This window comes from Streptomyces sp. NPDC096310, assembly GCF_044763125.1.
GTDB lineage: Bacteria > Actinomycetota > Actinomycetes > Streptomycetales > Streptomycetaceae > Streptomyces.
Genome location: NZ_JBIWFO010000003.1, coordinates 416322 through 438019, shown reverse-complemented (window position 1 = coordinate 438019; position 21698 = coordinate 416322). Strand labels below are relative to the sequence as shown.

Below are 21698 nucleotides of genomic sequence, written 5' to 3'. Positions count from 1 at the left end.
GGTCCCGGTGGTCAGGCCGTGGTGGCGGACTCGACGCGGGTGTGGAGGCGTTCGAGGGCTGTGGTGGCGCGGGTGTCGGCGGTCGTGGCGTTGGGGCCGGTGGTGATGAGGTAGCCGATCCGGGCGGTGAACAGGTGCCCGCCGTCGGCCGGGAGGAGGAGGCGGTCACCGGGGTGACGGTGGAAGTGGATCCGCTCCAGCCACGGCGGGCGGGGGCCGTCGAAGGAGCAGTGGGTGAGGGTGCCGGAGGTTTCGGGGTAGAGCAGGCGGATCGCGGCGGCCGAGGACCGGGTGGGGGCGAGGTTGGGTGTGCGGTCGCAGGCGATGTCGGCTGCGGCGCGCGGCAGGTCGATGCCGGTGGCGAGGTGGACCAGGTGGCTGATCATGTCGCCGGCGATGCGGCCGTTGACCTCGATGAGGCGAGGGCTGCCGTCGACCAGGCGCATCTCGATGTGGCTGACGCCGTCGGTGATGCCGAGCGCGCGGATCGCGGCCAGCGCCGCCGGCGCAACCGTATCGAGGAGCGGGTCGTCGGCATCGACGGTGTGCGCGAGTTGCTCGAAGTACGGCGGGGCGCTGATGGACTTGCGGGTGACCGCGACGACCGTGGTCTCGCCCCGGTAGGTGACGCACTCGACCGAGACCTCGGGTCCGTCGAGATACTCCTCCGCCAGAACCACCGCGCTCTCCAGCCCCTGCCTTGCGGCCCGAAGGGCGAACTCGTAGGCCGTGAAGAGTTGTTCGGGGGTGTCGGCACGGCTCACGCCGATACTGGCGGCCCGGGCGGCGGGCTTCAGAACGACCGGGTAGCCGATCCTCGCCGCAGCGGCTATGGCTTCCTGAAGGCTGCGGATGCTGATGGAGGCGGCGGAGGGGACGCCGTGGCGGGCGAACAGGCTGCGGGCGGTGGCCTTGTTACGGCATGCCTGCATCGCCTCCGGCGCGGTGGTCGGCAGGCCGAGGTGGCGGGCGAGGCGGGCAACGGGGACGAGGTACCACTCGGTCCAGGTGAACACCCCGGCCACGTCGTAGCGTTCGGCCAGCGCACGACCCGCAGTGGTCAGTACTGCCTGGTCGGTCGGATCGGCCACGACGATGCAGTCCCGGATGTAGGGGACCTCCCACGAGGGTTCCTCGTTGGTGATGAGGACGATGTCGTAGGCGGCGGCCACCGACTGCAGGCAGGAGGCGCGATACGCCACGGCTTCCATGTCGGCAGCGGCGACGACCAGGACAACGGGACGGACGGACAAGAGACAGGCTCCTAGGAAGGTCGGACGAGCGCGTACGGGGAGGGTTCACGGGGTTCGTCGCCGGCGGACCTCGATCACGGAGGTCCATTGCGGATGCTCGGCGAGCAGCCGACGGGCGTACAGCGCGGTGTAGTTGTTGTTGAGCCCCTTCACCCCGTACGGGTGTCGCCAGCGCAGGGCCTCGAACAGGGCTTTCATCCCGACCCGCTGCGCGCCCGCGCCGAGCCGCTGCTCGACGAGCTGCACCAGGGCGCGGTAGACCCAGGGGTGTTGCGCGTCGAAAGCCTGGAACTGTTCGGTGATCGTCGGCCGCAGATCCGGGTGAGGAAGGGCGAGGCCGGGCAGCCCGTCCTGCGTGGTGAGCGACATAAGCGGGTCATAGCTCCTCTCCTGGTGGAGGTCCGGCAGGCTGCGTCGTCAGGGCCAGAAGGGTGCGCAGCCGGGTGAAGGCGGTGGCGAGGCCGAGAGCCTGCAGGATCGCGGCGGCGGTGATGGCGTGTCCGAGCTGGGAGGGCGGGAGGGTGGCGACGAGGAGGCCGGCGGCGGGGTAGGGCAGCAGGAGCAGCAGGATCGTGACGGCGAGGGTGCTGCCGAATGAGTGGGCCGGGATGAGGTGGGAGCGCAGAGTGCGCAGGACGACGGCGAGCCCTCCTTCTCCGGCCATCAGGACGGCGATCAGCAGGACGTAGCCGTGATAGGTGCTGATGTGGGCGAGCGTGAGGGTCGCGCCGGCGGCGGTGGCGGCGGCCACGGCGCCGACGGACCACAGCCCCCAGCGGTCGATCGCGTTCCTGCAGGCGGTGATGGCGAGGAGGGAGGCGAGGGCTGCGGCGGACCAGATGAGTCCGGCGTCCGCGCTGGAGCGGCCGAGTTCGGTGACCACCATCACCGGCATCGCCGCCTGCAGTAGGGCGACTGCTCCGTTGGAGACGATCAATCCGGCGACCAGCCAGGTCAGGGCCGGCAGCGAGCACAGCGTTACCCACCCCGTGCGCAGACCACTGCTCTTCCGCGACGCGGCGCCGTCCGGCGCGAGATGCTCGCCGGGGGCGAGGGCGGCGGCGAGCAGAGAGAAGGCGGCCAGTACCCCGAGCATCGTGGCGGGGCCAGCGTGCTCCAGCAGCAGACCGGAGAGCGCGGGCCCGGCAAGCATCGCGCTCTGGTCGATCCCGAGCAGAACGGACTGTACTCGGTGCGCGCCGGTACCGGCCGCACGGCTGGCCGCGCCGCCGACCGTCTCCGCCGCCACGTAACTGGACTCCGTGAGTGCCCCGGTCAGTGCCGCGAGCACCATCACCGTGGCCGTCGCCGCCTGTGTTCCCTCGGCCAGGCCCGCCAGAAGGGCGGCGGCGACCAGGACGACTACAGCCCGAGTGAGGCATGCGACGCGGAAGACGCGGCTGGTCCCGTACCGGTCGACGAGAGTGCCGGCCACGGTGAACGCGCCGAGACGCGGAATCCATGCCAACGCGAAGGCGAGCCCGGTCAAAGCTGCTGACCCCGTGGTGGCCAGGACAAGCAGAGGGATGCCGTAGCTGGTCATAGAGAACGCCGCGGCATCCGCCCCGCGCGGCAGGTAAACCCCGCGCACCAGAACGGCGGGACCGGTGCCCGCGCTCGGTCTCACGCCGCGGGGCCGAAGGTGTCTCGGCCCGGCTGGGGCTGGTGCGTATCCATCCACTCGGTCAGCAGGATCCGAACGTGTGCGAGTCCGGCATCGGCCCTGTTGTCCACCAATCCGGATCTCGCCCCTGCCTGAGCATCGAGCAGCGCGAAGGTGTGACGTATCCGTCCGGCGAAATCGCTCTGCGCCGAGGGGTAGTTGTGGCGTCGGGCCCAGCGGGCCGTCGCGTCGTAGACATCGGCGAGGCCCTGGCCGGCCGCGGTGAGTTCGAGGCCGGCGTACGACTGGTCGAGGAGTTCGAGAGTGTCTGCCTGCTCGGTGGCCTGGCGGATCTGGTGGGTGGAAAGATCCCCGAGAGTACAGGCCAGGCCGCGTTCCGGGATGGCTCCGTTGTCGTCTATCTCACTGACCAGCCGGATCAGGCCCGGAGACGCCATTACGGAGCTGGCTAGTTGAAGCTGCTGGCCGGAGGTGGAAGTGGTAATCATCGGCGGGCTCCTCCGGTCGGCAGGGCGGTCTTCGGGCGGACCGGGACGGCGTGGGAGAACAGCTCTCCCCCGCGCCAGACCGGCCCCGGGCGCGGTGCGGGCGGAGCTGTGGAAACCGCGGGCGCAGGTGTGCGGGCCTGGTGGCTGGCCCATGGGAGGCAGCCGGGGGCGGCGCTGGGGGCCGGTCGGCCCCACAGGTGATGCCGGGCGGCGTGGTCCATCGGACGTCCTGCAGCCCACATGGACAGTGCGCCGAAGACCGGCCCCAGTGCGGCGCCGGAGGGTGAGAGCCGGTAGGGCTGCCTCGAGCCTTCGCTCACCACGAGTCCGTCGGCGACGAGCTGCCGCAGGGGCGGATAGATGTTGGTCCAGTAGCCGTCGGGGATGACAACGTGGGCCAGTGCCCTCGCGCTCACCTCGTCCCGGGTCTTCAGCACCCACAGGATGGCCGGGGCCTGCCTGCGGGTGAGGAGGGTGAGGCTGTCCTCGACCTGCTCGATCACGGACAGCGGCACCTGCGGCTTCTCCAGGTACGTCTCGGCCCAGGTGGCAATCACCGGCAGCACCGGCAGCAACTGCCGGCCACGCGTGGTGAGGCCATAGGCGACGTGGCGCGGGCTGTACTCGGTCCGCTCGACCAGTCCGGCGTCACACAGGGACCGGATCTTGGGGTGGAGCTGGCCGCTCTGGAGATGGGGCAGCTTGGTCGCGATCTGGCTGTAGCGCTGTGGTGGCTCGTTCAGGGCCAGCAGGATGCGCACATTCCACCGCGGGGTGGCCATGTGGAGGGCTTCGGTGACCCGGGCGATATCGGCTTCGGTGTCCGGGGGCAGTCCGGTGGTGACCAACAGGGGGCTCCTGGAGAAGGTAGGGGACCGGAGGGGGTCAGCGGCCCGGGGCGGTCCCCGCACTCGTGGTCGATGCGGGGACCGAGGGAACGGAGGTGGGTGCGGCGGGTTGCTCCGGTGCGGGGGTGCGGCCGAGGCTCTGCAAAACCGCCTGAATGGTGGCGCTTTGGGTGTCTCGGACGGCGACCGCTTCGGTAAGACGTCTGGAGCAGTCGAGGATGTGCGGCACAACCTCGGTCCCCATCTGCTGCTCCGGCACGACGAGTTGCCGGATCCGTTCGCAGTGGACAGTGATGCTCCGCTCGGCCAGGGCCAGCGTGTGATGGCCGCCGAGAAGGGCAGCGAGCATGCCGGACGGCTGGTCCCGCACATGGGCTTCGAGATCGACGAGCGGCGCGCCGTACAGGTCCTCGATCTGCGCGGCGATCTGAGCGGACGACGGGGGGATCAAAGAAAGAGGGCTCTCACGGTCGGTGGGGGCGGGCCGCCCCGGCTCGGCGAGGTGCCGGGACGGCCGGGGGCAGGGTGGTCGTGACTTGGTGCTGCGTCGTGCACACGAGCCGAGCCGGCTCGCCGGGCGCAGGCATGGTGCGTAGCAGGTCATCGAGGGCGGTGATGTAGCTGTCGCGGGCGTCGAGTGCTGCCTGCAGCCACAGGGTGTCCATCCGCATGCGGTCTGCGGACAGTTCGTCCATGTTCCGGTCGGGCGCCACGGATTCGTGCACGCGGTCACGAATGTGGGCGAACTGTTCCTCGGTGAGTGCGAGGAACGAGCGCAGCTCCAGCGCTCGGGCCAGCGCGGCCGGGGCTTCCGGGCGGGCGGCCGTTTCATACAGATCGGCGACCGGGGCGCCGAAGGCTTCCTGAAGACGGCCGTCCTGCGTGCAGGGTCTGTCCGGACGCTCACCTCACGGCTCCCCGACCGTGCCGTGCCGGTACCTTCGCCGACGGGGTGGGCGCCGATGTGGCAGCCGCCGCGGGGCCGCGCCGAGCGCCGGCCACGCGGCTCCCTTGGGCCCGGCCGTCCTGCGTGCCGCGAGCGTCCTGGGCGAGGAGCTGTTGCACTGCGACGGCCCATCCGTCCCGGACTGTCACCGCGGAGGCGACGCGGTGGACCAGTGCCATCGTCGGGTCGTCGACCCACTCGCCGGGCTGCGTTTCCTCCAGAGCGGCGAGGAGGTCGTCCTCCGCACGGTCGAGCGCCGTCTGGGCGTGGACGAGGAGCCGGTGCATCGTGATGACAGCGCTGGCATCACGATGCACCAACGGCGCGGCGGCGACGGCGGCCTTCAACCAATCCATGCCCATACCGAAGTGGGCCTCGATGCGTTCGGTGAGCACGCCCACGACATCTTCGATGCCGTCGGATATGTCTTCGGACACGGGCGGAATCTCCTTCGGCGGGACGGACATATGACTGGCTCCGTCGGTATCTCATCTGGTCACTCGGGCCCGGGTTCCTGTCAGTCGAGGCACATGTGGACGCTCCGGAAGACGTAGGTGCCGGAGACCCAGCCCTTCACGCCGGTGGTGTTGTCCGTGATGTAGTGCCAGTTCCCGCTGGTCTTATGGACGGTGAACTTGTGGCCGCGGTAGAGGATGCCGACGCTGGTGGAGGTGGCCGACGCCTTGGAGCGGATGTTCACCGCCTGCGTGCCGATGACCCACGGACCGGGACGGTCACACGGTCCGGCCGCCGACGCGCTGTTCGGCGCCGAGGCCGGCGCGGCCATGGCCGTGGTCGCCGCGAGAGCGGGCAGAGCGAGTGCGCCGAGCAGCGCGACCGATACTGCGATTCGGTTTGAGGGCATGCGGAATAAACCTCCGTACGAGGGAATGGAATGCGTGGAAAAGCTGCCGGGAAGTTGTTGTTCCGGCGGCTGTATAAGAGTCCGGAGAATCGCCGGTTTGGCCAACCGGCCTTCATCGCCTATATTCGCCCGGCCTGACGGATGTGAGGCTCAGCGTGATCGTCCTGGCGGGCGAGGCACGGTGATCTTCGACGGGGAAGCCGGGAGGGGCAACAGCGCGGCCGGCTTGACGGGCGGGAGCGGACCGGCCGTGCCGGAGAGCCGGTCGCCACACCACAGGAGGGCGTCTTTGACCGTGGCGAAGCCGCCTTCACGTAGGGAGTGGGTCCACGCGTCGAGGTCGACCTCCTCGACCAGAACCCGGAACGGGGACGAGGCCCGCTCGTCGAGGGCGCGCAGTGCCACCAACGTGACCGTGTCGTTCGGGTCGTCGCGGGTGTAGGAGAACCCAAGGGCGCAGTGATCGCCGTCTGTCATGAGGCGCTTCTCCAGAGCACGTGTCGCCTCGTCCGCCGGGTCAGTGCCCAGAGCGGGGTCGAGCCCGATCCGCTCCGCAGGACAGCCACGGTGGATCAGCCAGGACTGCGCCATCGCGCCCAGGGGAACATTGGCGCACTCGAAGTCGAAGGTCTTCGCCTCCAGGTCGCGGCGCAGGTGGAGCGCCACGATCTGCGCATCTCCCGGGTGCCCATAGGTCGCCGACCGGTCGTGCAGGACGTAGTAGCTGTCCGACAGGTCCGGTGTGTGGTGTTCGGCGAGCGGCATCAGCATGTCCTGGTTGATCCGGATCTTGAGCCTGAAACCCTCCAGGATCTGCTCGTTGGCAGGCTTGAATCCGTCGAGCCGGGGATTCATCTCAGGTGAGTGCATACGTCCTTTCGGCAGATCCGGCCAGGTCATCGCCGTTTGCCCGACACCTTGCCTGGCTGCGGCGGAGAGGCAGCGGGCGCGGGGGCTGTGGTGGTGTGAGGGCGCAGGCCGGCCAGAGCGGAACGACCGGCCTGGGTCAGCGTGACCGGCTTGCTCGCGAAGGGGGAGCCGTCGCTGGTGTCGCGCGAGACGAGACCGGAGGCTTCGAGCCGCTCCAGGTGTTCGTAGGGGATCACGCTGCCAGAGGCGGTGATCACCAGCCTCTGATTGGTGAGGAGTTGCCCGTGGAGCACGGCTCCGCCGGCGATGCCCCGCAGCGCCGCGTGATCGACGACGGCGAGCCGTTCACAGCCATCGCCCCGCGTGCTGCGGGTGGCAGCGGCCTCGATCGGCTCCAAGGCGGCGATCACCAGGTCCTCCGCCCATTTCCTCTTCACGACGTCTTCTTCCAGCGCGGCAACGGTAATGTCGATCCGCTTCAGCAGGGCTTGATCGACGGGGAACTCGCCGCTGCTGAGCCGGCTCAGCAGCCCGCGTTGAAAGGTGACGGTTATTTCCGCCGAGGTCAGTGCGCGGTGCAGTTCCACGAGGCGGATGTGCGGCTCGTCGAGGAGACCACGGTCCGCGCGGGACCAGAGGGTGTCGATGTCGTATCCGGTCGCGGCCTCGACACGGTGGTCCAGAGTGGAGACCACGCGCCGGACGGCTCCTGGTTTGTGATCAGGGCGCATAGCGGGCAACTCCCCCTCGGAGTCAGCGAACAGGGTGGGCAGGGCTGCTGGCCGGCCTGGGCAGGCCCGGTGGTGCGGCGGGCAGGGGGCCCGGCTTGGGCACGGGGGCAGAGGTGGTGAGCTGGGGCGGGCGGGAGCGTGCCGCGTGGGTGCGCGCGCTCACCGGTCGCCGGACCATCCCGAGCCTGGCGCCGACGGTGTCGTAGACGTCGTTTCGCCCACGCAACCGTACGGCGACGACGTGGATCTCGTTGTGATGCGCGGAAGCCGTCGGTGCCGGGCGCAGGGTGTAGACCATGCGCCACTCCTTGCGGGAGTCCACGACGACCTTGCGGAATCCGGACAGATCACCGGTGAGCTTGGCGCCGAACAGTTCGGCGTTCACGATGTCCTGGAGCTGGGCGAGCGCGAGGTCGCGGATGTCTCCTGGGGCCTGGAGCAGGTCGGTGAGGGCCCGCGGGTCGAAGCTGAGTGCGAAGACCGGCTCACGGCTCACGACGCCGGCTCGCCCGGCTCAAGTTCGCCGGGCGTCTCGTTGTTCTGCGGCTTCGCCTTGCCTATGCGGGTGGAGGACGGCGGGCCGGGAAGGATCCGGTGTGCGGGACGCTCGGGTGAGGTCATGCACGCCGAGAGCGGACCACCGGGCGCCCGGATCGCCGCGATGGCGTGGGTGAGGAAGTCCCGGTGCCACACGAACATGCCGGAGAGCCCGGCTTCGGGGTCCTTGTGCTGCTGGTAGGCGAGCCACAGGGCGTGGAGCCACGCGACGACATCGTCATGCTCCTGCCACCGCAGACACCAGGGGGACGCCGTGGTGACCTCCGTGCCGTAGACCGGCAGGAGGAAATCGTCCACCCAGTCGCCGAGCGAGTCGAGTTCGTCCTCGTACTCCTCCCCCTCCAGCTCCAGGATCGGGCGCGGATCCGGCGGAGCCGCCGGTGCGGGACCGCCCAGTCCCGGCGCGCCGAACGCGGCGAAGGTCGAACGGCTCAGCGGCGGGGCGGTGGCGAGGTGGTCGAGTTGCTGCGCCTGCTGCGCGGACTGCTCCATCAGCCGCCGGACACTCGCCTCGATCCCCTCAAGGTGAGTGTCCGGCACCCGTACCGGATCCAACACCCCATCGTCTGAGAGTTCTACGGATTCAGGCATGAAAAGACGGTCCTCCTACAAACTGGGGGAATCGTGGAGCGGAGCGTTGACGGACAAGAACTGCCCGCGTTTTCTGGGCGCGGTTCGGCATGCGATCCGCAGAAGTGGCCGTGCGCTCCTCATGGCAATGCGAGTGAGGTCAGGTCACGCGGTGAGGACCATGTCGTCCTGCGCGAGGGTTTCGCGGACGGTCTCAGTGAGCCGGTCGGCCGCGATTCGGGCGTAGTGCTCGGTCTTCTCCACGCCAATGAAATCGCGGCCCTCCAGCAGCGCGGCGACACCGGTGGAGCCGGATCCGGCGCAGAAGTCGAGGACCGTGCCGCCCGGCGGGGCGATCTTGACCAGGTCGCGCATCACCTCCACGGGCTTCTGCGTGATGTGCTGGCGCTTGGCGCCCGAGGGCTGCGAGGCGCTGTAGAGGCCGGGCAGGTAGACCGGGTTACGGGAGGCGTCGATCGGCCCGTTCGACGCCCAGACGATGAACTCGCAGTTCTGCGTGAACCGGCCCTTCTGGGGTCTGGCCTGCGGTTTGTGCCAGACCAGCACCCCGCGCCACAGCCAGCCGGCCGCCTGGATCGCGTCCGTCGTGATGGGAAGCTGGCGCCAGTCGGTGAACAGCAGCGCCGTGCCGCCGGTCTTCGTCAGCCGGTGGGCCTCGGTCATGATCTGTGTCAGCCAGAACCCGTAGGACCGCTGGTCCATGTTCTCGCCGGTGAAGTCGGCCAGCGTGTGCTTCGCGTCGGCGGAGGTGTACTTCTGCTTCGCGGAGCGTGTCGTGCGCTCCTTCGCGGTCCGCGCGCCGCTGTTGTAGGGCGGGTCGGTGACCACGGAGTCGACGCTGTCGTCCGGCAGGTCGGAAAGGACGCTGAGGGCGTCGCCCTGGTGCAGGGAAAACGGCAAAGAGGAGACCCCGATTCGGGTGGGAACGTGCGGAAGTAAATACCCCGTCGCACAGAGGAATCCCCGGGGCCGGAAGAGTGCGGGCATGCAGAAGCCCAGGGCCGCAGACCGGGGAGAGGCGGGGGAGTCCTAAAACTTTAGGGGCGAATGCGCCGACGGCCAAAAAAGCCGGGCGAGGGTGCCGGAATCCGGCACCCCGGCCCGGCTTTTTTGGTCAGCCGCCGATCCGGGCCTACAGTTTTTGAACCGTCAGGAACACCGCCGTCACCGGCACCCCTGGCAATGCCAGGCGAGTGGCAACTCGCCCGCGCCGAACATCCCCCTTCATCACCCGCCTCCGGCCGCCGCGCCCTTCCCCTACGCCCCGCGTACTGGACTCTCCCGAAGGACATCTTCTTGACCTCTCGTCACCCGCCCCCACCCGGAACCGGCCGCATCCGAGCGGGCCGTGCGGCTTGAAGGCGCTTGCCGCCGGTATTGGTGTCGTCCTCTCCCCGCTCCTGCTCTGCGGCGCGGCCATGATGATGGCCGCCTCCAGCGAAGCCGCCCAGGGCACCAGTGCTATCGGCCAGTGCCTGCCCACCCTCGACGCCGGCGACATCACCGGGGAGGTGTCCAGGATCCTCGACGGTGCGGATACTTCCGGCGTTCGTATCGAGGGCCTGGAACTGCCCGGTGAGCAGATCCCGCACGCCCAGACCATCGTCGCCACCGGCATCAGCCGGCAGGTTCCCCGGCGCGGTCAGGTCGTCGCGCTGGCCACAGCCCTGCAGGAGTCCCGGCTGCGCAACCTCTCCTCCGGCGACCGCGACAGCCTGGGTCTGTTCCAGCAGCGGCCCAGCCAGGGCTGGGGTACCGCCGAGCAGATCCGGGATCCCGTTTACGCCTCGGATCGGTTCTACACGGCTCTGCTCAGGGTGAGCGGCTGGCAGCAGATGACGGTCACCCAGGCCGCCCAGGCGGTCCAGCGCTCCGGCTATCCGGACGCCTACGCCCAGTGGGAACCGCTCGCGACCGCCCTGCAAAAAGCAATCGCCGCCACCTTCCCCGGCGCCAGCACCGGCGAAAACACTGCCGACAGGGACACTGAACCCACCACATCAGAGTGCGGCAGTGTGGACGGTTCGGCCTTCGGGAAGATTCCGGAAGGCGCCGTACCGAAGGACTACGCGATCCCCCAAGGGACCGATCCGAAGGCACGGAAAGCGATCGTCTGGGCGATGCGGCAACTCGGGACGATGTATCAGTGGGGAGGTTCCTGCACCGCTCCCCACGGCGGCGACCCCATGGGCCGCTGCGACTGCAGCTCGCTGACGCAGCAGGCGTACGACCACGCAGGTGTGACGCTCACCCGCACCACGTACACGCAGGTCGGCGAAGGCAAGGCCGTCTCGCCCAGCCAGCTCCGGCCAGGCGACCTGGTCTTCAGCCGGGGCACCGCAAGCCGCCCCGAGCATGTCGGCCTGTACCTCGGAGTGGGCCTGGTCATCGAAGCCCCGCGCACCGGCAAGCCGGTTCGGATCACCCCGCTCAAGGACTGGGACATCCTTGCCGCCCGCCGGGTCCTCTGACACCGGTCCCTTCACGCGCTACTCGCGTGGCCCTCCAGCTGTAGGTTCCGAATAGAGATGTCGTTGTCCGGCCATCTTGTCGTCGGTTTGTCGCCTGCTGGGCCAAACCCGCAGGTCGGCCGTCCGAGACATCTGTCGGCACGGCCCGATCGGGCCCTCCCGGCCGAAGAATCCGACAAGTTCGCTGGACGATTCGGCCGACAAGTCTCCCGGACAGCCACCCAAAGGCGCAGGTCAACCGGGCGTCAGACGACAAGTCGAACCGGAACCTACACCAGCCTCTCCCTCATCTTCCCGTCTGCCGGGCCCTGTTGGCCTGGGCACGCAAGGAGCATCGTCATACCCACTCCTCCCCTCGCCGACCGCCTCGTCCAGCTCGCCTACGACCCGGGAATCTCCCCGAAGGGCGGTGGTCTGCCGGGCCTGTCGGTCCTGAAGACCGTCGTCAACTCGATCAATCTGTTCGGCATCGTGGCCGTCGTCGGCGCGCTCGCCGTGTCGCTCGGCGTCTGGGCGTGGGGCCACCACAGCGGTGGTCACCAGGCCGAGGCGAACGGGAAGAAGGGCGCGGTCGTGGCAGCCGGGGCCGCGCTCGGGCTCGGTGCCGCCAACGGCATCGTCGCGTTCTTCTCCGCCCTCGGCTCCCAGGTCCAGTGATGCGTACCCCCTTCCCCTCCCCCGCCCAGTACAGCGCCGGCTGGTCCGCGAACCGCCGCATCGCTCTGCTCGCGATCGGCCTGGCCTGCCTGCTCGTGATCGCGGGCACGACCGTGTTCCTCGCTGGCCGCGGCGAACAGCACCGTCCAACCGGCGGACCGCCCCCGGCCGCCACGGATAGCCCCTCGCCTTCGCCCCGTACGCAGCGGCCGTCCGGTGAGACGGGCTCGGTGCCCGCGCCGCCGCGGATCTCCGACCCTGTGCAGTTCGCCAAGGCCGCCACGGAGATGCTCTGGTCCTACGACACCCGCACCACCCGCCACGAGCAGCAGCTCGCCGGTATGGAGGCGTGGATGACGAAGGAGAGCCGGTACAGCGACTGGGCATCGGTGTCCGCACAGATGCCGACGCCGGCGCTGTGGGCGCGGATGGCCATCCAGCAGCAGCGCGCCACCGCCACCGTCGCCGAAGGCCACTACCCCGCCGCGTTCAAACAGGCCCTGTCCGAGGATCCCTCGGCGATCACGAAGGCGTACATCTATGCCGTGACCGTCACCGGCAAGCAGCAGATCGCCTGGGCCAAGGGCGGCCTGGGGGCGGAGGAGCGTGCGGTCACGCTCGCCGTGCAGTGCCGCCCCTCGCAGGACTGTTCGCTCGTGTCCATCGCCCCGCGCGTCGCGCCCTGACCCGGAAGGAGTTCCTCGTGGAGTTCTGTGATCTTCCCCTGACAGGCGCGGTCTGCGCGGTCGGCGAGGCCGTCGACTTCGCCTCCGATCCCGGCAAGGCGATCGGTGACTGGATGGCGAAGTCCGCCGGCGAACTGGCCGCGGCCTCGGCCGATCTCGCGGCCAAGGCCGTCGACTCGACCACCCGCGTCGACCTCAACGCCGACTGGTTCCGCGACAACTACGAGACGATCCTGCCGATCGCCCTCGTGGTGCTGGTGGGCACGTTCTGCGCCCAGTTGGTGCGGGCCGCAGTCAAGCGTGACGGCCAGGCCCTGACGCAGGCGTTCACCGGCACCGCCTCCGGTGTGCTCTTCGCCTTCGCCGCCATCGCCGTGACCACCGTCGCGCTCGAAGTGGTCGACGCCCTGTCCGCCGGCCTCCTCAAATCCGCCAACCTCTCGATCGAGACCGCCGTACGGCGCATCGTGCGAGTCGGACAGCTCGGCGCGCTCTCTGGCCTGGGCTGGCTGGTCATGGTGCTCGCCGCCCTGGGATCGGCCATCGGAGCGCTCCTGTACTGGTGCGTGATGATGGTCCGCAAGGTCGGCATCCTCATCATGGTCACGCTCGCCGCGTTCGCCGGGGCCGGCGGCGGCTGGGAGGCCGGACGCCGCTGGCGCAAGGGGTGGATCGTGGCCACCGCCACCCTCGTCGTCAGCAAGCTCCTGATGACGATCATCTTCGTCCTCGGTGTCTCCGCGATGAGCGAGACCGAGTCGAAGGACGGCCTGGCCGCCCTCGCCGATGTTCTCGCAGGCATCGTGATCATGGTTCTGGTGCTGCTCTGCCCCTACGCCACCTTCAAGTTCGTCCACTGGGCGAGCGAAGGGAGCGACGGCGAGTCCCTCCATCGCGCCGGCGGTGCTGGCGCCCAGCTCGCCCGGCAGCACGCGGAGCGCGCGGGGAAGAAGGCCGCCGCGATGGCCGCAACCGCTGGCACCGGCGGCGCCGCGGCCGGCGCCGGCTCCGGTGGCGGTGTTGGTGCCGGATCCGTCGGTGGCGCCGCCCCGCAGGGCCCGGACTCGATCCCCGGGATCGCCTCCAGCCCCACCGGCGCGGGTGAGGGCCAGGAGAGTTCGCAGGGCGGCGGCACCGGCCTCTCGCCCGGTGGGGATGCCGTCAAGTCCGGCCTGGAGAAGGCGGTACAGCCCGCCCCGACCAGCCCCTCCCAGGACGCGGCCGGCCAGGTCGGCGGCAGCGCGGCACCCAGCAGCTCCTCACCCGGCGCCGCGGCCAGCCGTGGCGGCGATTGGGAGTTCACCCCGCCGACCACCAGCCCGCCGCCGCAGGGCGCACCACCGCCCGCGTCCGGTCCGCAGTCCGCCGGGGCCGGCCCGGCGGCAGCCGGGAAGCCTCCGGCCAGCCTCTGACCATGTGCCCGACATTCCGGGGGCGGAACGCATCCTCGTCGTCTCCCGCCCCCGGGTCCCACCCACGCCCCTGGACAACCCCTGTCTGATCTCTCCGTCGCCCCTCTCACGGTCAAGTTCCCGCACCGGTCCCGTCGCGGCATCCTCCTCGGCCTCTCCCTTCCTCAACTCATCCTCGTCTCCTCTGCGCTGGCGCTGCTGCTGGGGACCATGCTCTCCGCCGGTCTGCTCGGCGCGCTCGCGCTGAGTCCGCTGTGGGCCGCAGTCGGCGCGATGGTCGTGATCAGGCTTCACGGACGTTCGCTGATCGACTGGGCGCCGGTCGTCTTCCGCTACGCGTACCGGCACAGCACCGGGCAGACCCTGTGGCTCGCCCGGCCCGTGACCCGGCCCCGCCAGGACGGCGTCCTCCACCTGCCCGGGACAGCCGCCTCCCTGAAGGTCATCACCCCAGCCGACTCCGCGAACCAGGCCGCGGCCGTCCACGATCCGCATCGTCAGACCCTGACGGCCGTTGCCCGTGTCTCCTCCCGTGCCTTCGTCCTGCTCGATCCCGCCACACAGAACCACCACGTCACCGCATGGGGACGCGCGCTCGCCGGCACCGCCCGGACTGGACACGTCGCCACCGTTCAGGTCCTGGAGCGCACCGTTCCCGACGGCGGCGACACCCTGACCCGTCACTGGGCCCAGCACGGCCGCCCCACAACGCCGGTGGCCGGCCAGATCTACGGAGAACTCGTCGCCGCCGCCGGGCCGGCCGCAGCCCCTCACGAGACCTACCTCGCCATCTCCCTCGACCTCAAAGCCGCGAAACGGCTCATCAGCCAGGCCGGGGGCGGGCTGCCAGGGGCATTCACCGTCATGGAGCAGACCACCGCGTCGATCGCGCAAGCCGCCCGGGACGCCGGCCTGATCGTGAACGGATGGCTCAGCGCCCGGGAGATCGCCGCGGTCATCCGCACCGCCTACGACCCCGCGGCCCTGCCGGCCCTGCAGCAGTGGTCGCCAAACGGCCGGGCCGAGGCGGACCCGGCCGCCGCCGGTCCCGTCGTCCAGTCCGAGGAGTACGACCGGCTGGTCACCGACACCGCCCGTCACACCACCTACTGGGTGGAGAACTGGCCCCGCACCGAGATGGGTGCCGGGTTCCTGGCGGGGCTGATGTTCACCCCCGGCGTCCGGCGCACCCTCTCCCTCCTCTACGTGCCACAGTCCCTGGAGTCCGCTCTGCGCGACGTCCAGCGACGCAAGGCCGCGATCATCTCCGACGCCAGCGAACGTGCCCGGCGCGGTCAGGTCGACAGCGAGGAGGACTCGATCGAGTACGCCGATGTCAAACAGCGCGAGCGGCAGCTCATCTCCGGACACGCCGATGTCGCCCTGACCGGTCTGGTCACCCTCACCGCGGAGACCGACCGCGCCCTCGACGCGGCGTGCGCGCAGATCGAGACCGCAGCCGTCAGCGCCGGCGTCGACCTGCGCCGCCTCCACTACCAGCAACCCCAGGCTTTCACCCTCGCCGCGCTTCCCCTCGCGTACACGGCTCTGTGACGCCCCCCACCGCCAGGTCCGACCACCCCACCTGCCCGCTGTCCGGCGGCAGGAAGGAACGCCTCTTTTGACTACATCCCCGCGCCCGTCCGACGCGCTCCCCTATCTCCGGGCCGCGAGCGCGGGCGTCCGCCACCACACCCGGAGCGTTCGAGCCGACACCATGATGGTGGACCGCGTCCACCTGGACGTCCTCCACGCCCACCTCACCGCCCTCCACCAGCTCCTGGACCAGCTCGCCGCGACCACGCGACCGCCATATCCCGCGGCGGGCCGGAACCTCGCCGCCGCGCGCACCCGCCTCTGGCAGGCCACCGCCGCCGTCCACGACGCCTTCCATCTCCTGCCGGCCGCCACGCGCGACGCCCCGGCCGAGTGCCGCCCCGAACGGCTCCCCGAAGGGCCCCCCGTCCTCACCATCTGCCAGCGGCACCTGGCCGCCGGACACATCACCCGCCGCACCACCACCCCCACCGACCTCCACAGCCCCCGCACCACGGCGTGCGTGCGATGAACCCCCGCCGCCGCATCCAGGGGCACCGATGAGCAGGCCCGCGCGCCGCGCCCGCCGCGCCTCCGCCAGCCCGCTGTTCACCCCGCACGGCACCGACCGCGCCAGCCGCAAAATCGCACGCCGCGAACTCGCCGAGGCCACCGCGAAGGCCCGCTCCGACGCCGCCGCCCTTGCCCCGGGCCCGGAGACCGCGGAACACGAAGCACCCGCGCCCCTCTATCCGGTGGTCGGACGCCCCGGCCCGGCCTCCGCCCGCGGGAACCGGCTGAAGCTGCCCGCCCACCGCATGACCACCGCCATCGCCGCCGGGGCCTATCCGTTCCTCGCCGAAGGCGGGCTCGGCGCCGAAGGCATCTACATCGGGCGAGACGTCCACGCCGAAGCATCGTTCGTGTTCGACCCGTTCGCCCTGTACGGGAAGGTCGAGGGCTTCACCAACCCCAACATCCTGCTCGCCGGTGTGATCGGCCAGGGCAAGAGCGCGCTCGCCAAGAGCTTCGCCCTACGGTCCGTCGCCTTCGGTTACCGCGTCTACGTCCCCTGCGACCCCAAGGGCGAATGGACACCCGTCGCCCGGGCGCTGGGCGGCACATCCGTCGCCCTGGGCCCCGGCCTGCCCGGCAGACTCAACCCCCTGGACGCCGCCCCGCGCCCGGAGAATGTGACCGAAGCCGACTGGGCCGGTGAGATCCGTAAACGGCGTCTGCTGCTGCTCGGCTCGCTGGCCCGCACCGTCCTCGGCCGGGACCTGCTGCCCACCGAGCACACCGCCCTCGACATCACCCTGGACACCGTCGTCACCCGAGCCGTCCAAACCGGCCGCGCCCCGCTCCTGGGCGACATCGCCGCCGCCCTGAACGACCCCGCCGCCCTCGACGAGGCCGCCGGCATGCTCTCCGGAAGGCTCGGCGAAGCCGCCCGCGATCTCGCCCACGCGATGCGCCGCCTGGTCCACGGTGACCTCGCCGGCATGTTCGACGCCCCCTCCACCATCACTTTCGACCCCAGCGCGCCGATGCTCACCATCGACCTCTCCCGGCTCGGCGGATTCGGCGACGACACCGCGCTCGTCCTGGCGATGACCTGTGCCTCCGCCTGGATGGAGTCCGCCCTCACCGACCCGGACGGCGGCAGGCGCTGGATCGTCTACGACGAGGCATGGCGCCTGATGCGCCACGCCGGCCTCCTGCAGCGCATGCAAGCCCAGTGGAAGCTCTCCCGCGGCCTTGGCATCGCCAACCTCATGGTCATCCACCGGCTGTCCGACCTGCTCACCGCCGGCGACGCCGGATCACAGGGCCGCGCACTCGCCGAGGGACTCCTCGCCGACTGCTCCACCCGCATCATCTACCGCCAGGAGACGGACCAACTCCACGCCGCAGCCTCCCTGCTCGGCCTGACCACCGTCGAAATGGACGCCATCGCCCACCTCAACCGCGGACGCGGCCTGTGGAAAGTCGCAGGCAGGAGCTTCATCGTGCAGCACCTCCTCCACACCCACGAACTGGCACTCTTCGACACCGACGCCCGCATGCACTGACAAGCCCATGTCGAGTTGCCAGTTGAGGAACCGGGGACTTGCCGGTCTGGCAGGCCGGGAGCTCCAGACCGCTTCCTGCTACCGCACCCCGCGCAGACAGCAGCCAGCCCACACCGACACCGCCCCCGCCTGCACTGGAAAACCCAGCGGTACCCGCCTTCACCCCTCGACAAAACCCTGGCCACCGAGGGCTCAGGCCCAACCTACGCCCCCGGACATTACGGCCGCTCCTTCATGAGCGGGGAATTCCGCCAACAGAACAGGTACACAACTCCTATGACCTTCTCGTACATAGATCACCGCCTTCTGACCGCCGAGGACATAGCCACCTTCGAACAGCGCGTCGCCGCATACCACGAGTACGGCGGACACCCTCCGCGGGAGGAGCCTCTCGCCAACGAGTGGGTGATGACCATCTGCATGACCCTCACCGCTCCTGACGGGCAACTGCGCGAGAGCGAGGGAGTCTTCAAGCGCTGGGGATCCACCCGGTCCACCCCCAACGGAGGCACCCACACCGAGTTCGTGCTCATGCAGTTCAACGCCCAGGGCGAAGCACGTCCGGACCACGGACACGGTGCCCGCGCCGCAGCCGCCCCACGCCCTGCCTCCGCCGGAACCACCCGGCCGGTACCACCGCCCGCACCCCCGTCAGGACGGGGACGCTGATCGCCTGCCCGCACCAGTGCGTAGGGTCCGGCACGACGGCAGGGGAGGGTCCAGAGGTGACGGGTACCGCCCCCCTGCGTGATTCCCGACGAAACATTCTGCAGGACCGCCCCGTCAGGCAAAGCAGAGGCTGATGAATTCCGAATCACCGCGCGGGCTGATACCCCGCAGCACCACCCTGCGCCTCATCGACACCCTCGAAGCCCTGCAGGCCAGAAACCTCGAAGCCTCCGAGCAGTGGGAGCTGCTGGACGACACCGGCCGAGTGCCGGCCGCTCCGTCCTACGCCGGACTGCTCCAGCACGCCGTCGACGCCCAGGCGCTCTCCCACGAAGTCGTCCGGCTGAGCGCCGGCTTCGCCCACAGCGCGGACAGCACTACGCACGCCGGCACCGTCGTACTCGCCCACCTCGCGACGGCGGCCACCCAGTCGAGCCACGCCGCACCGTTCTTCGCCGAGACAGCGGAGAACGCTCTTTCCCTGTTCCCCACCAGGCCAGTCGACCGGATGCACTGGGAAAACCGCATGGTCATCAACCATGCGACGGCGCGCCGCTATCTGCGGCACACCTCGGAATCGCTCGGCAACGCAGCCAAGGAACTCCGTTTCCACCTTGACCTCCACCGTTTCTTCCCCGCGTCCGCCGGCCGGGAGATCCCGGCGCCTCCGCCGCCCGGACCGAGCGCACCTCACCGCTAGCCCGCACCGGAGCAGCCGCACTTCGGTATCCCGTCCTCAAGGAGCCTTCTGAACCGCCCCGCCAGTTTCAGCACCGCCGACTGGGCCGAGTACGAGCAGCGTCAGGCCGAGCACGACGCCCTCCTCGTACAGGCCGCCGACCGCGAGGCCCCAACTGAACACGACCGGGCCGATCCCTGCGACCAGTACCCGTGCACCTCCGCGGACCGGCCCGAGCAACAGCCTCGCCAGCCGGATTCCGTCGTCGCACCGGGCGCCCGCCTCGCGCAGGAGTAGCCATGGTCACTGACGACACGAGCACTTCGGACACCGGCCGTGCGGACGCCCACCGCGCTCCCGGAGTGCCGATGGCCCCGCTCCCCGATCACCGCAACGTGCACACCGACTGGTGGCAGGAGCTGTGGCGCCGCCACGCGCACATCACCACGCCGCTGCGGCAGCGCGGACTTGAGTGCGACATCGAGTTCGCCCTCAGCTCGTCCGTGGTGCGCGTACCGCTCGCGGACGGCAGTTACCTCATCATCGGGCCGCCGCAGGAGAGCACCGCCGACCGTCCGCCCGGTGACCCGGAAGGCTGGACCGTGACCCGCCAGCGCCAGTACGCCGATACTGACGAGTTGTTCGAGGTGATCTACGACTCCGCTCCCACCGCCTACTCCGGTGCCCCCGAGCGGCCGGAGACCCGACACGGCGGCAGTGCCACGCCCCTGATCGAGGCGATCGACCAGCACCTCACCCCACTCGGGCTGCTGCCCGGCCTCCCCGTGCCCGCCCAGACGCCACTCGCGTCGGCAGGCCCGACGCCCCCGCTACCCAGTCCCCCGGAGCTCCACAGCGACACGGGTGGTTCCTCCGCGTACGTCTACGGTGACGCCCTCCTCTCGCTCACCGACCAGCTCAACGGAAGCGAGTCGTACGCGGACGCCGCCGACCTGCTGCACCAGATCCTGGAACCGACCCACGGCCTGGTGGAGCGGCTCGGCGACTTCTTCGAGGCGGCGGGTGAGAAGGCCAAGGACGCCGAACAGGACGACGGGCTCGACCTGTCGTACGACCTCGCCGACGCAGCCGCGCAGGTCCGCGAACTCGGGGAGTTGCTGCATGTGGCCGAAGACCGGATGCGCACGCTGACCTCGCAGCCGGCGCCGGTGCTTTCCCGAACGCCCCGCGGGCCGCGTCTCTCCTCACCGGACCTCCCGCCGGCGCCGAAAACCCTACGGGCACATCACCGTTGAGCCCGGCACCACACGCCGGCGAAGGTCCCCCGCTGTCCGGCTTCGACGCCATGGCTCAACTCCGCGGCCTGGCCGAGCACATCCACCTCACGGCCGACGACCTGCCCCTCACCGGGCCGGTGCACACCGTCAGCGACAGCCTCGACGAACTCGAAGACCGCGTCCGGGACATCGCCGGACTGATCGTGCACGTCACGGGCGCCGCAGCCGCGGCAGACCGCGAGGCCCGCAGCCACCCCGGAGTGCGAGACGATGCCGCCCGGCGCCGGGCCACCGCGCTGACCCATGCCGTCGGCACCCTCGGGCGTGCCCTGGCCGATCTGGCAGAGGCCGTCACCCAGGCCGGGGTACTGCGCCGAGCCGCCGCTCCTCCGTCCTCTCTTCTGCTTGCCGGTGCCCTCGACACCAGCCTCTCGCCTCTCAGAACCCGGCTCGACAGCGCCCGCCAACACCTCCACCAGGCAGGCCGCCAACTCCAGCACGACGCAGCACAGCTCCGTCCGCCGATCACACCCCGCCCCACGCGCGTGACCGCCGCCGCACCCGAGGCCACCCGGCGACGGTAGGCCGCTGCGCCCCGTACGACGGGGCACTCGGCGCGCTGCCCGCCGCGCACAGCCACAGGTCAACGCGCGGTTCTCTTCGCCCACTTCACCCGAATCACGCCCGGGGACCACATGCCCGTACCGCGCACCGACCTCTCCGCCTTTGCTGACGCCCTCGCCGCCCGGCTGCCCGACCACTGGACCAGCACGTACTACCTCCACGCCCAGTACAGGGACCAGTTCGCCGCCACGCACAGGCTCTGGGACACCGGCCACATCGCCGCCGTCGCAGATCAATATGTTCTCGGCCATCACGCGATCCTTCTCGGTCCCGGCGGCCGGCAGCTCTACGTCGCGGATCGCCCGCTGCGCCAAGACCAGTTCGTCGTCGCCGTGCTGGAGCCCGAAGGCGACGGCATCCGGCCCCACCACTTCGTCGGGATCGACGTGCCGAACGGTATCGCCCTCTCCGACGATCCGGCCCGAGCCGCCGCCCAGGTCACCCGCCGGCTGCTGCCCCGCTACCAGGCGGCCCTCGACACCGTGCGCCACAACGCGGCGACCCGGCCCGACCCTCCACACCGCTCCGACCCGCACACCACCAAGCCGGTCACCTCCCCTGCCCGGCCGCCCGTTGCGCCGCAGGTCAACAGCCCCGCGCGCCACCGCTGAGCGGCCACCGCCCCGGTGCGGCCAACCGGCCCCTGCCACCCCGTTTCCCTTTCCGGCCCTCCCTAGGAGTATTCATCCGCACCGTCCGCCGCACCCTGCCGCTGATCACCACCGTCCTCTGCATCGCCCTCGCGGGCACGGCCTGCACAGGCGAGAACGGCAACGACGCCCCCGCTGCCCCGAAGACGACCCCCCACACCGTCACCGCGCCCAGGCCGGCCCCCGCACTCAGCCACGCGCAGGCCCGCGACGCCCTCACCAACTACTCC

25 protein-coding genes and 1 pseudogene are annotated in these 21698 nt (G+C 70.3%); 12 read left to right on the top strand and 14 right to left on the bottom strand.

Features of this window, described 5'->3' with window-relative positions; translation table 11 throughout:
- Positions 1–11: 11 nt before the first annotated feature.
- From ACIQ7D_RS10300 to ACIQ7D_RS10235, 14 genes and pseudogenes are all read right to left on the bottom strand, one after another.
- Entirely contained in the window at positions 12–1211 is a 1200-nt protein-coding gene (locus ACIQ7D_RS10300) for an ATP-grasp domain-containing protein (RefSeq protein WP_403936101.1), read from the bottom strand.
- 87 nt (positions 1212–1298) lie between these two features.
- The gene (locus ACIQ7D_RS10295; protein ID WP_403935784.1) at positions 1299–1622 is read right to left on the bottom strand and encodes a hypothetical protein; all 324 of its coding nucleotides are present in this window, start codon (positions 1620–1622) and stop codon (positions 1299–1301) included.
- A 7-nt stretch (positions 1623–1629) separates the two neighbouring features.
- Positions 1630–2847, bottom strand: a complete 1218-nt coding sequence (locus ACIQ7D_RS10290; RefSeq protein ID WP_403936100.1) for an MFS transporter — start codon at positions 2845–2847, stop codon at positions 1630–1632.
- Positions 2848–2876: 29 nt separating this feature from the next.
- Positions 2877–3365 (bottom strand): hypothetical protein, encoded by a 489-nt coding sequence (locus ACIQ7D_RS10285; RefSeq protein ID WP_403935782.1) that lies wholly within the window; start codon positions 3363–3365, stop codon positions 2877–2879.
- Positions 3362–4213, bottom strand: a complete 852-nt coding sequence (locus tag ACIQ7D_RS10280; protein WP_403935780.1) for a winged helix-turn-helix transcriptional regulator — start codon at positions 4211–4213, stop codon at positions 3362–3364. The genes ACIQ7D_RS10285 and ACIQ7D_RS10280 overlap by 4 nt, the downstream gene beginning before the upstream one ends.
- 37 nt (positions 4214–4250) lie before the next feature.
- Positions 4251–4664 (bottom strand): hypothetical protein, encoded by a 414-nt coding sequence (locus tag ACIQ7D_RS10275; RefSeq protein WP_403935778.1) that lies wholly within the window; start codon positions 4662–4664, stop codon positions 4251–4253.
- A 13-nt stretch (positions 4665–4677) separates the two neighbouring features.
- A pseudogene (locus tag ACIQ7D_RS10270) lies at positions 4678–5109 on the bottom strand (hypothetical protein); the annotation flags it as partial.
- Between the two features lie 7 nt (positions 5110–5116).
- Positions 5117–5626 carry a hypothetical protein gene (locus ACIQ7D_RS10265; protein ID WP_403935776.1) on the bottom strand — a complete coding sequence of 170 codons (510 nt, stop codon included), beginning with the start codon at positions 5624–5626 and terminating at the stop codon, positions 5117–5119.
- Between the two features lie 50 nt (positions 5627–5676).
- The gene (locus ACIQ7D_RS10260; protein WP_403935774.1) at positions 5677–6024 is read right to left on the bottom strand and encodes an SH3 domain-containing protein; all 348 of its coding nucleotides are present in this window, start codon (positions 6022–6024) and stop codon (positions 5677–5679) included.
- 150 nt (positions 6025–6174) lie between these two features.
- The gene (locus ACIQ7D_RS10255) at positions 6175–6894 is read right to left on the bottom strand and encodes a hypothetical protein (RefSeq protein ID WP_403935772.1); all 720 of its coding nucleotides are present in this window, start codon (positions 6892–6894) and stop codon (positions 6175–6177) included.
- A 26-nt stretch (positions 6895–6920) separates the two neighbouring features.
- A complete protein-coding gene (locus tag ACIQ7D_RS10250; protein ID WP_403935770.1) occupies positions 6921–7589 on the bottom strand; it encodes a hypothetical protein in 669 nt (222 codons plus the stop codon).
- A 58-nt stretch (positions 7590–7647) separates the two neighbouring features.
- Positions 7648–8121 carry a type II toxin-antitoxin system RelE/ParE family toxin gene (locus ACIQ7D_RS10245; protein ID WP_403935768.1) on the bottom strand — a complete coding sequence of 158 codons (474 nt, stop codon included), beginning with the start codon at positions 8119–8121 and terminating at the stop codon, positions 7648–7650.
- Entirely contained in the window at positions 8118–8675 is a 558-nt protein-coding gene (locus ACIQ7D_RS10240; RefSeq protein ID WP_403936098.1) for a DUF4913 domain-containing protein, read from the bottom strand. Before ACIQ7D_RS10240 ends, ACIQ7D_RS10245 begins: the two co-directional genes overlap by 4 nt.
- Before the next feature lie 243 nt (positions 8676–8918).
- A complete protein-coding gene (locus ACIQ7D_RS10235) occupies positions 8919–9674 on the bottom strand; it encodes a DNA-methyltransferase (RefSeq protein ID WP_403935766.1) in 756 nt (251 codons plus the stop codon).
- A gap of 455 nt (positions 9675–10129) precedes the next feature.
- Between ACIQ7D_RS10235 and ACIQ7D_RS10230 the strand changes: the two genes are divergently transcribed.
- The 12 genes from ACIQ7D_RS10230 to ACIQ7D_RS10175 all read left to right on the top strand — a co-directional run bounded on the left by ACIQ7D_RS10230 (position 10130) and on the right by ACIQ7D_RS10175 (position 21429).
- Entirely contained in the window at positions 10130–11245 is a 1116-nt protein-coding gene (locus ACIQ7D_RS10230) for a C40 family peptidase (RefSeq protein WP_403935764.1), read from the top strand.
- A gap of 339 nt (positions 11246–11584) precedes the next feature.
- Positions 11585–11902, top strand: coding sequence for a DUF6112 family protein (locus tag ACIQ7D_RS10225; protein WP_403936096.1), 318 nt, complete (start codon positions 11585–11587; stop codon positions 11900–11902).
- Entirely contained in the window at positions 11902–12588 is a 687-nt protein-coding gene (locus ACIQ7D_RS10220) for a hypothetical protein (protein WP_403935762.1), read from the top strand. The genes ACIQ7D_RS10225 and ACIQ7D_RS10220 overlap by 1 nt, the downstream gene beginning before the upstream one ends.
- A gap of 17 nt (positions 12589–12605) precedes the next feature.
- Complete coding sequence (locus ACIQ7D_RS10215) at positions 12606–14000, top strand: ATP-binding protein (RefSeq protein ID WP_403935760.1); 1395 nt, start codon at positions 12606–12608, stop codon at positions 13998–14000.
- 81 nt (positions 14001–14081) lie between these two features.
- Complete coding sequence (locus ACIQ7D_RS10210; protein ID WP_403936094.1) at positions 14082–15554, top strand: SCO6880 family protein; 1473 nt, start codon at positions 14082–14084, stop codon at positions 15552–15554.
- Between the two features lie 67 nt (positions 15555–15621).
- Positions 15622–16068, top strand: coding sequence for a DUF6238 family protein (locus ACIQ7D_RS10205; protein ID WP_403935758.1), 447 nt, complete (start codon positions 15622–15624; stop codon positions 16066–16068).
- Positions 16069–16096: 28 nt separating this feature from the next.
- On the top strand, positions 16097–17608 hold the full coding sequence (locus ACIQ7D_RS10200) for an ATP-binding protein (protein WP_403935756.1): 1512 nt from the start codon (positions 16097–16099) through the stop codon (positions 17606–17608).
- Positions 17609–17884: 276 nt separating this feature from the next.
- The gene (locus tag ACIQ7D_RS10195; protein ID WP_403935754.1) at positions 17885–18277 is read left to right on the top strand and encodes a hypothetical protein; all 393 of its coding nucleotides are present in this window, start codon (positions 17885–17887) and stop codon (positions 18275–18277) included.
- A 133-nt stretch (positions 18278–18410) separates the two neighbouring features.
- Positions 18411–18977, top strand: coding sequence for a hypothetical protein (locus ACIQ7D_RS10190; RefSeq protein WP_403935752.1), 567 nt, complete (start codon positions 18411–18413; stop codon positions 18975–18977).
- Positions 18978–19255: 278 nt separating this feature from the next.
- Positions 19256–20212: a hypothetical protein gene (locus tag ACIQ7D_RS10185; RefSeq protein ID WP_403935750.1), complete on the top strand. Its 957-nt coding sequence runs from the start codon at positions 19256–19258 to the stop codon at positions 20210–20212.
- Between the two features lie 50 nt (positions 20213–20262).
- On the top strand, positions 20263–20778 hold the full coding sequence (locus tag ACIQ7D_RS10180) for a hypothetical protein (protein ID WP_403935749.1): 516 nt from the start codon (positions 20263–20265) through the stop codon (positions 20776–20778).
- 111 nt (positions 20779–20889) lie between these two features.
- On the top strand, positions 20890–21429 hold the full coding sequence (locus tag ACIQ7D_RS10175; protein WP_403935747.1) for a hypothetical protein: 540 nt from the start codon (positions 20890–20892) through the stop codon (positions 21427–21429).
- The last annotated feature ends 269 nt before the right edge of the window (positions 21430–21698 follow it).

Excerpts from the sequence above, each read along its gene's own strand:
- ACIQ7D_RS10300 (WP_403936101.1), bottom strand. The coding sequence starts at position 1,211 with ATGGAAGCCGTGGCGTATCGCGCCTCCTGCCTGCAGTCGGTGGCCGCC.
- ACIQ7D_RS10295 (WP_403935784.1), bottom strand. The coding sequence starts at position 1,622 with ATGTCGCTCACCACGCAGGACGGGCTGCCCGGCCTCGCCCTTCCTCAC.
- ACIQ7D_RS10285 (WP_403935782.1), bottom strand. The coding sequence starts at position 3,365 with ATGATTACCACTTCCACCTCCGGCCAGCAGCTTCAACTAGCCAGCTCC.
- ACIQ7D_RS10265 (WP_403935776.1), bottom strand. The coding sequence starts at position 5,626 with ATGTCCGTCCCGCCGAAGGAGATTCCGCCCGTGTCCGAAGACATATCC.
- ACIQ7D_RS10260 (WP_403935774.1), bottom strand. The coding sequence starts at position 6,024 with ATGCCCTCAAACCGAATCGCAGTATCGGTCGCGCTGCTCGGCGCACTC.
- ACIQ7D_RS10255 (WP_403935772.1), bottom strand. The coding sequence starts at position 6,894 with ATGCACTCACCTGAGATGAATCCCCGGCTCGACGGATTCAAGCCTGCC.
- ACIQ7D_RS10240 (WP_403936098.1), bottom strand. The coding sequence starts at position 8,675 with ATGGAGCAGTCCGCGCAGCAGGCGCAGCAACTCGACCACCTCGCCACC.
- ACIQ7D_RS10220 (WP_403935762.1), top strand. The coding sequence starts at position 11,902 with ATGCGTACCCCCTTCCCCTCCCCCGCCCAGTACAGCGCCGGCTGGTCC.
- ACIQ7D_RS10200 (WP_403935756.1), top strand. The coding sequence starts at position 16,097 with ATGAGCAGGCCCGCGCGCCGCGCCCGCCGCGCCTCCGCCAGCCCGCTG.
- ACIQ7D_RS10195 (WP_403935754.1), top strand. The coding sequence starts at position 17,885 with ATGACCTTCTCGTACATAGATCACCGCCTTCTGACCGCCGAGGACATA.
- ACIQ7D_RS10190 (WP_403935752.1), top strand. The coding sequence starts at position 18,411 with ATGAATTCCGAATCACCGCGCGGGCTGATACCCCGCAGCACCACCCTG.
- ACIQ7D_RS10185 (WP_403935750.1), top strand. The coding sequence starts at position 19,256 with ATGGTCACTGACGACACGAGCACTTCGGACACCGGCCGTGCGGACGCC.
- ACIQ7D_RS10180 (WP_403935749.1), top strand. The coding sequence starts at position 20,263 with ATGGCTCAACTCCGCGGCCTGGCCGAGCACATCCACCTCACGGCCGAC.
- ACIQ7D_RS10175 (WP_403935747.1), top strand. The coding sequence starts at position 20,890 with ATGCCCGTACCGCGCACCGACCTCTCCGCCTTTGCTGACGCCCTCGCC.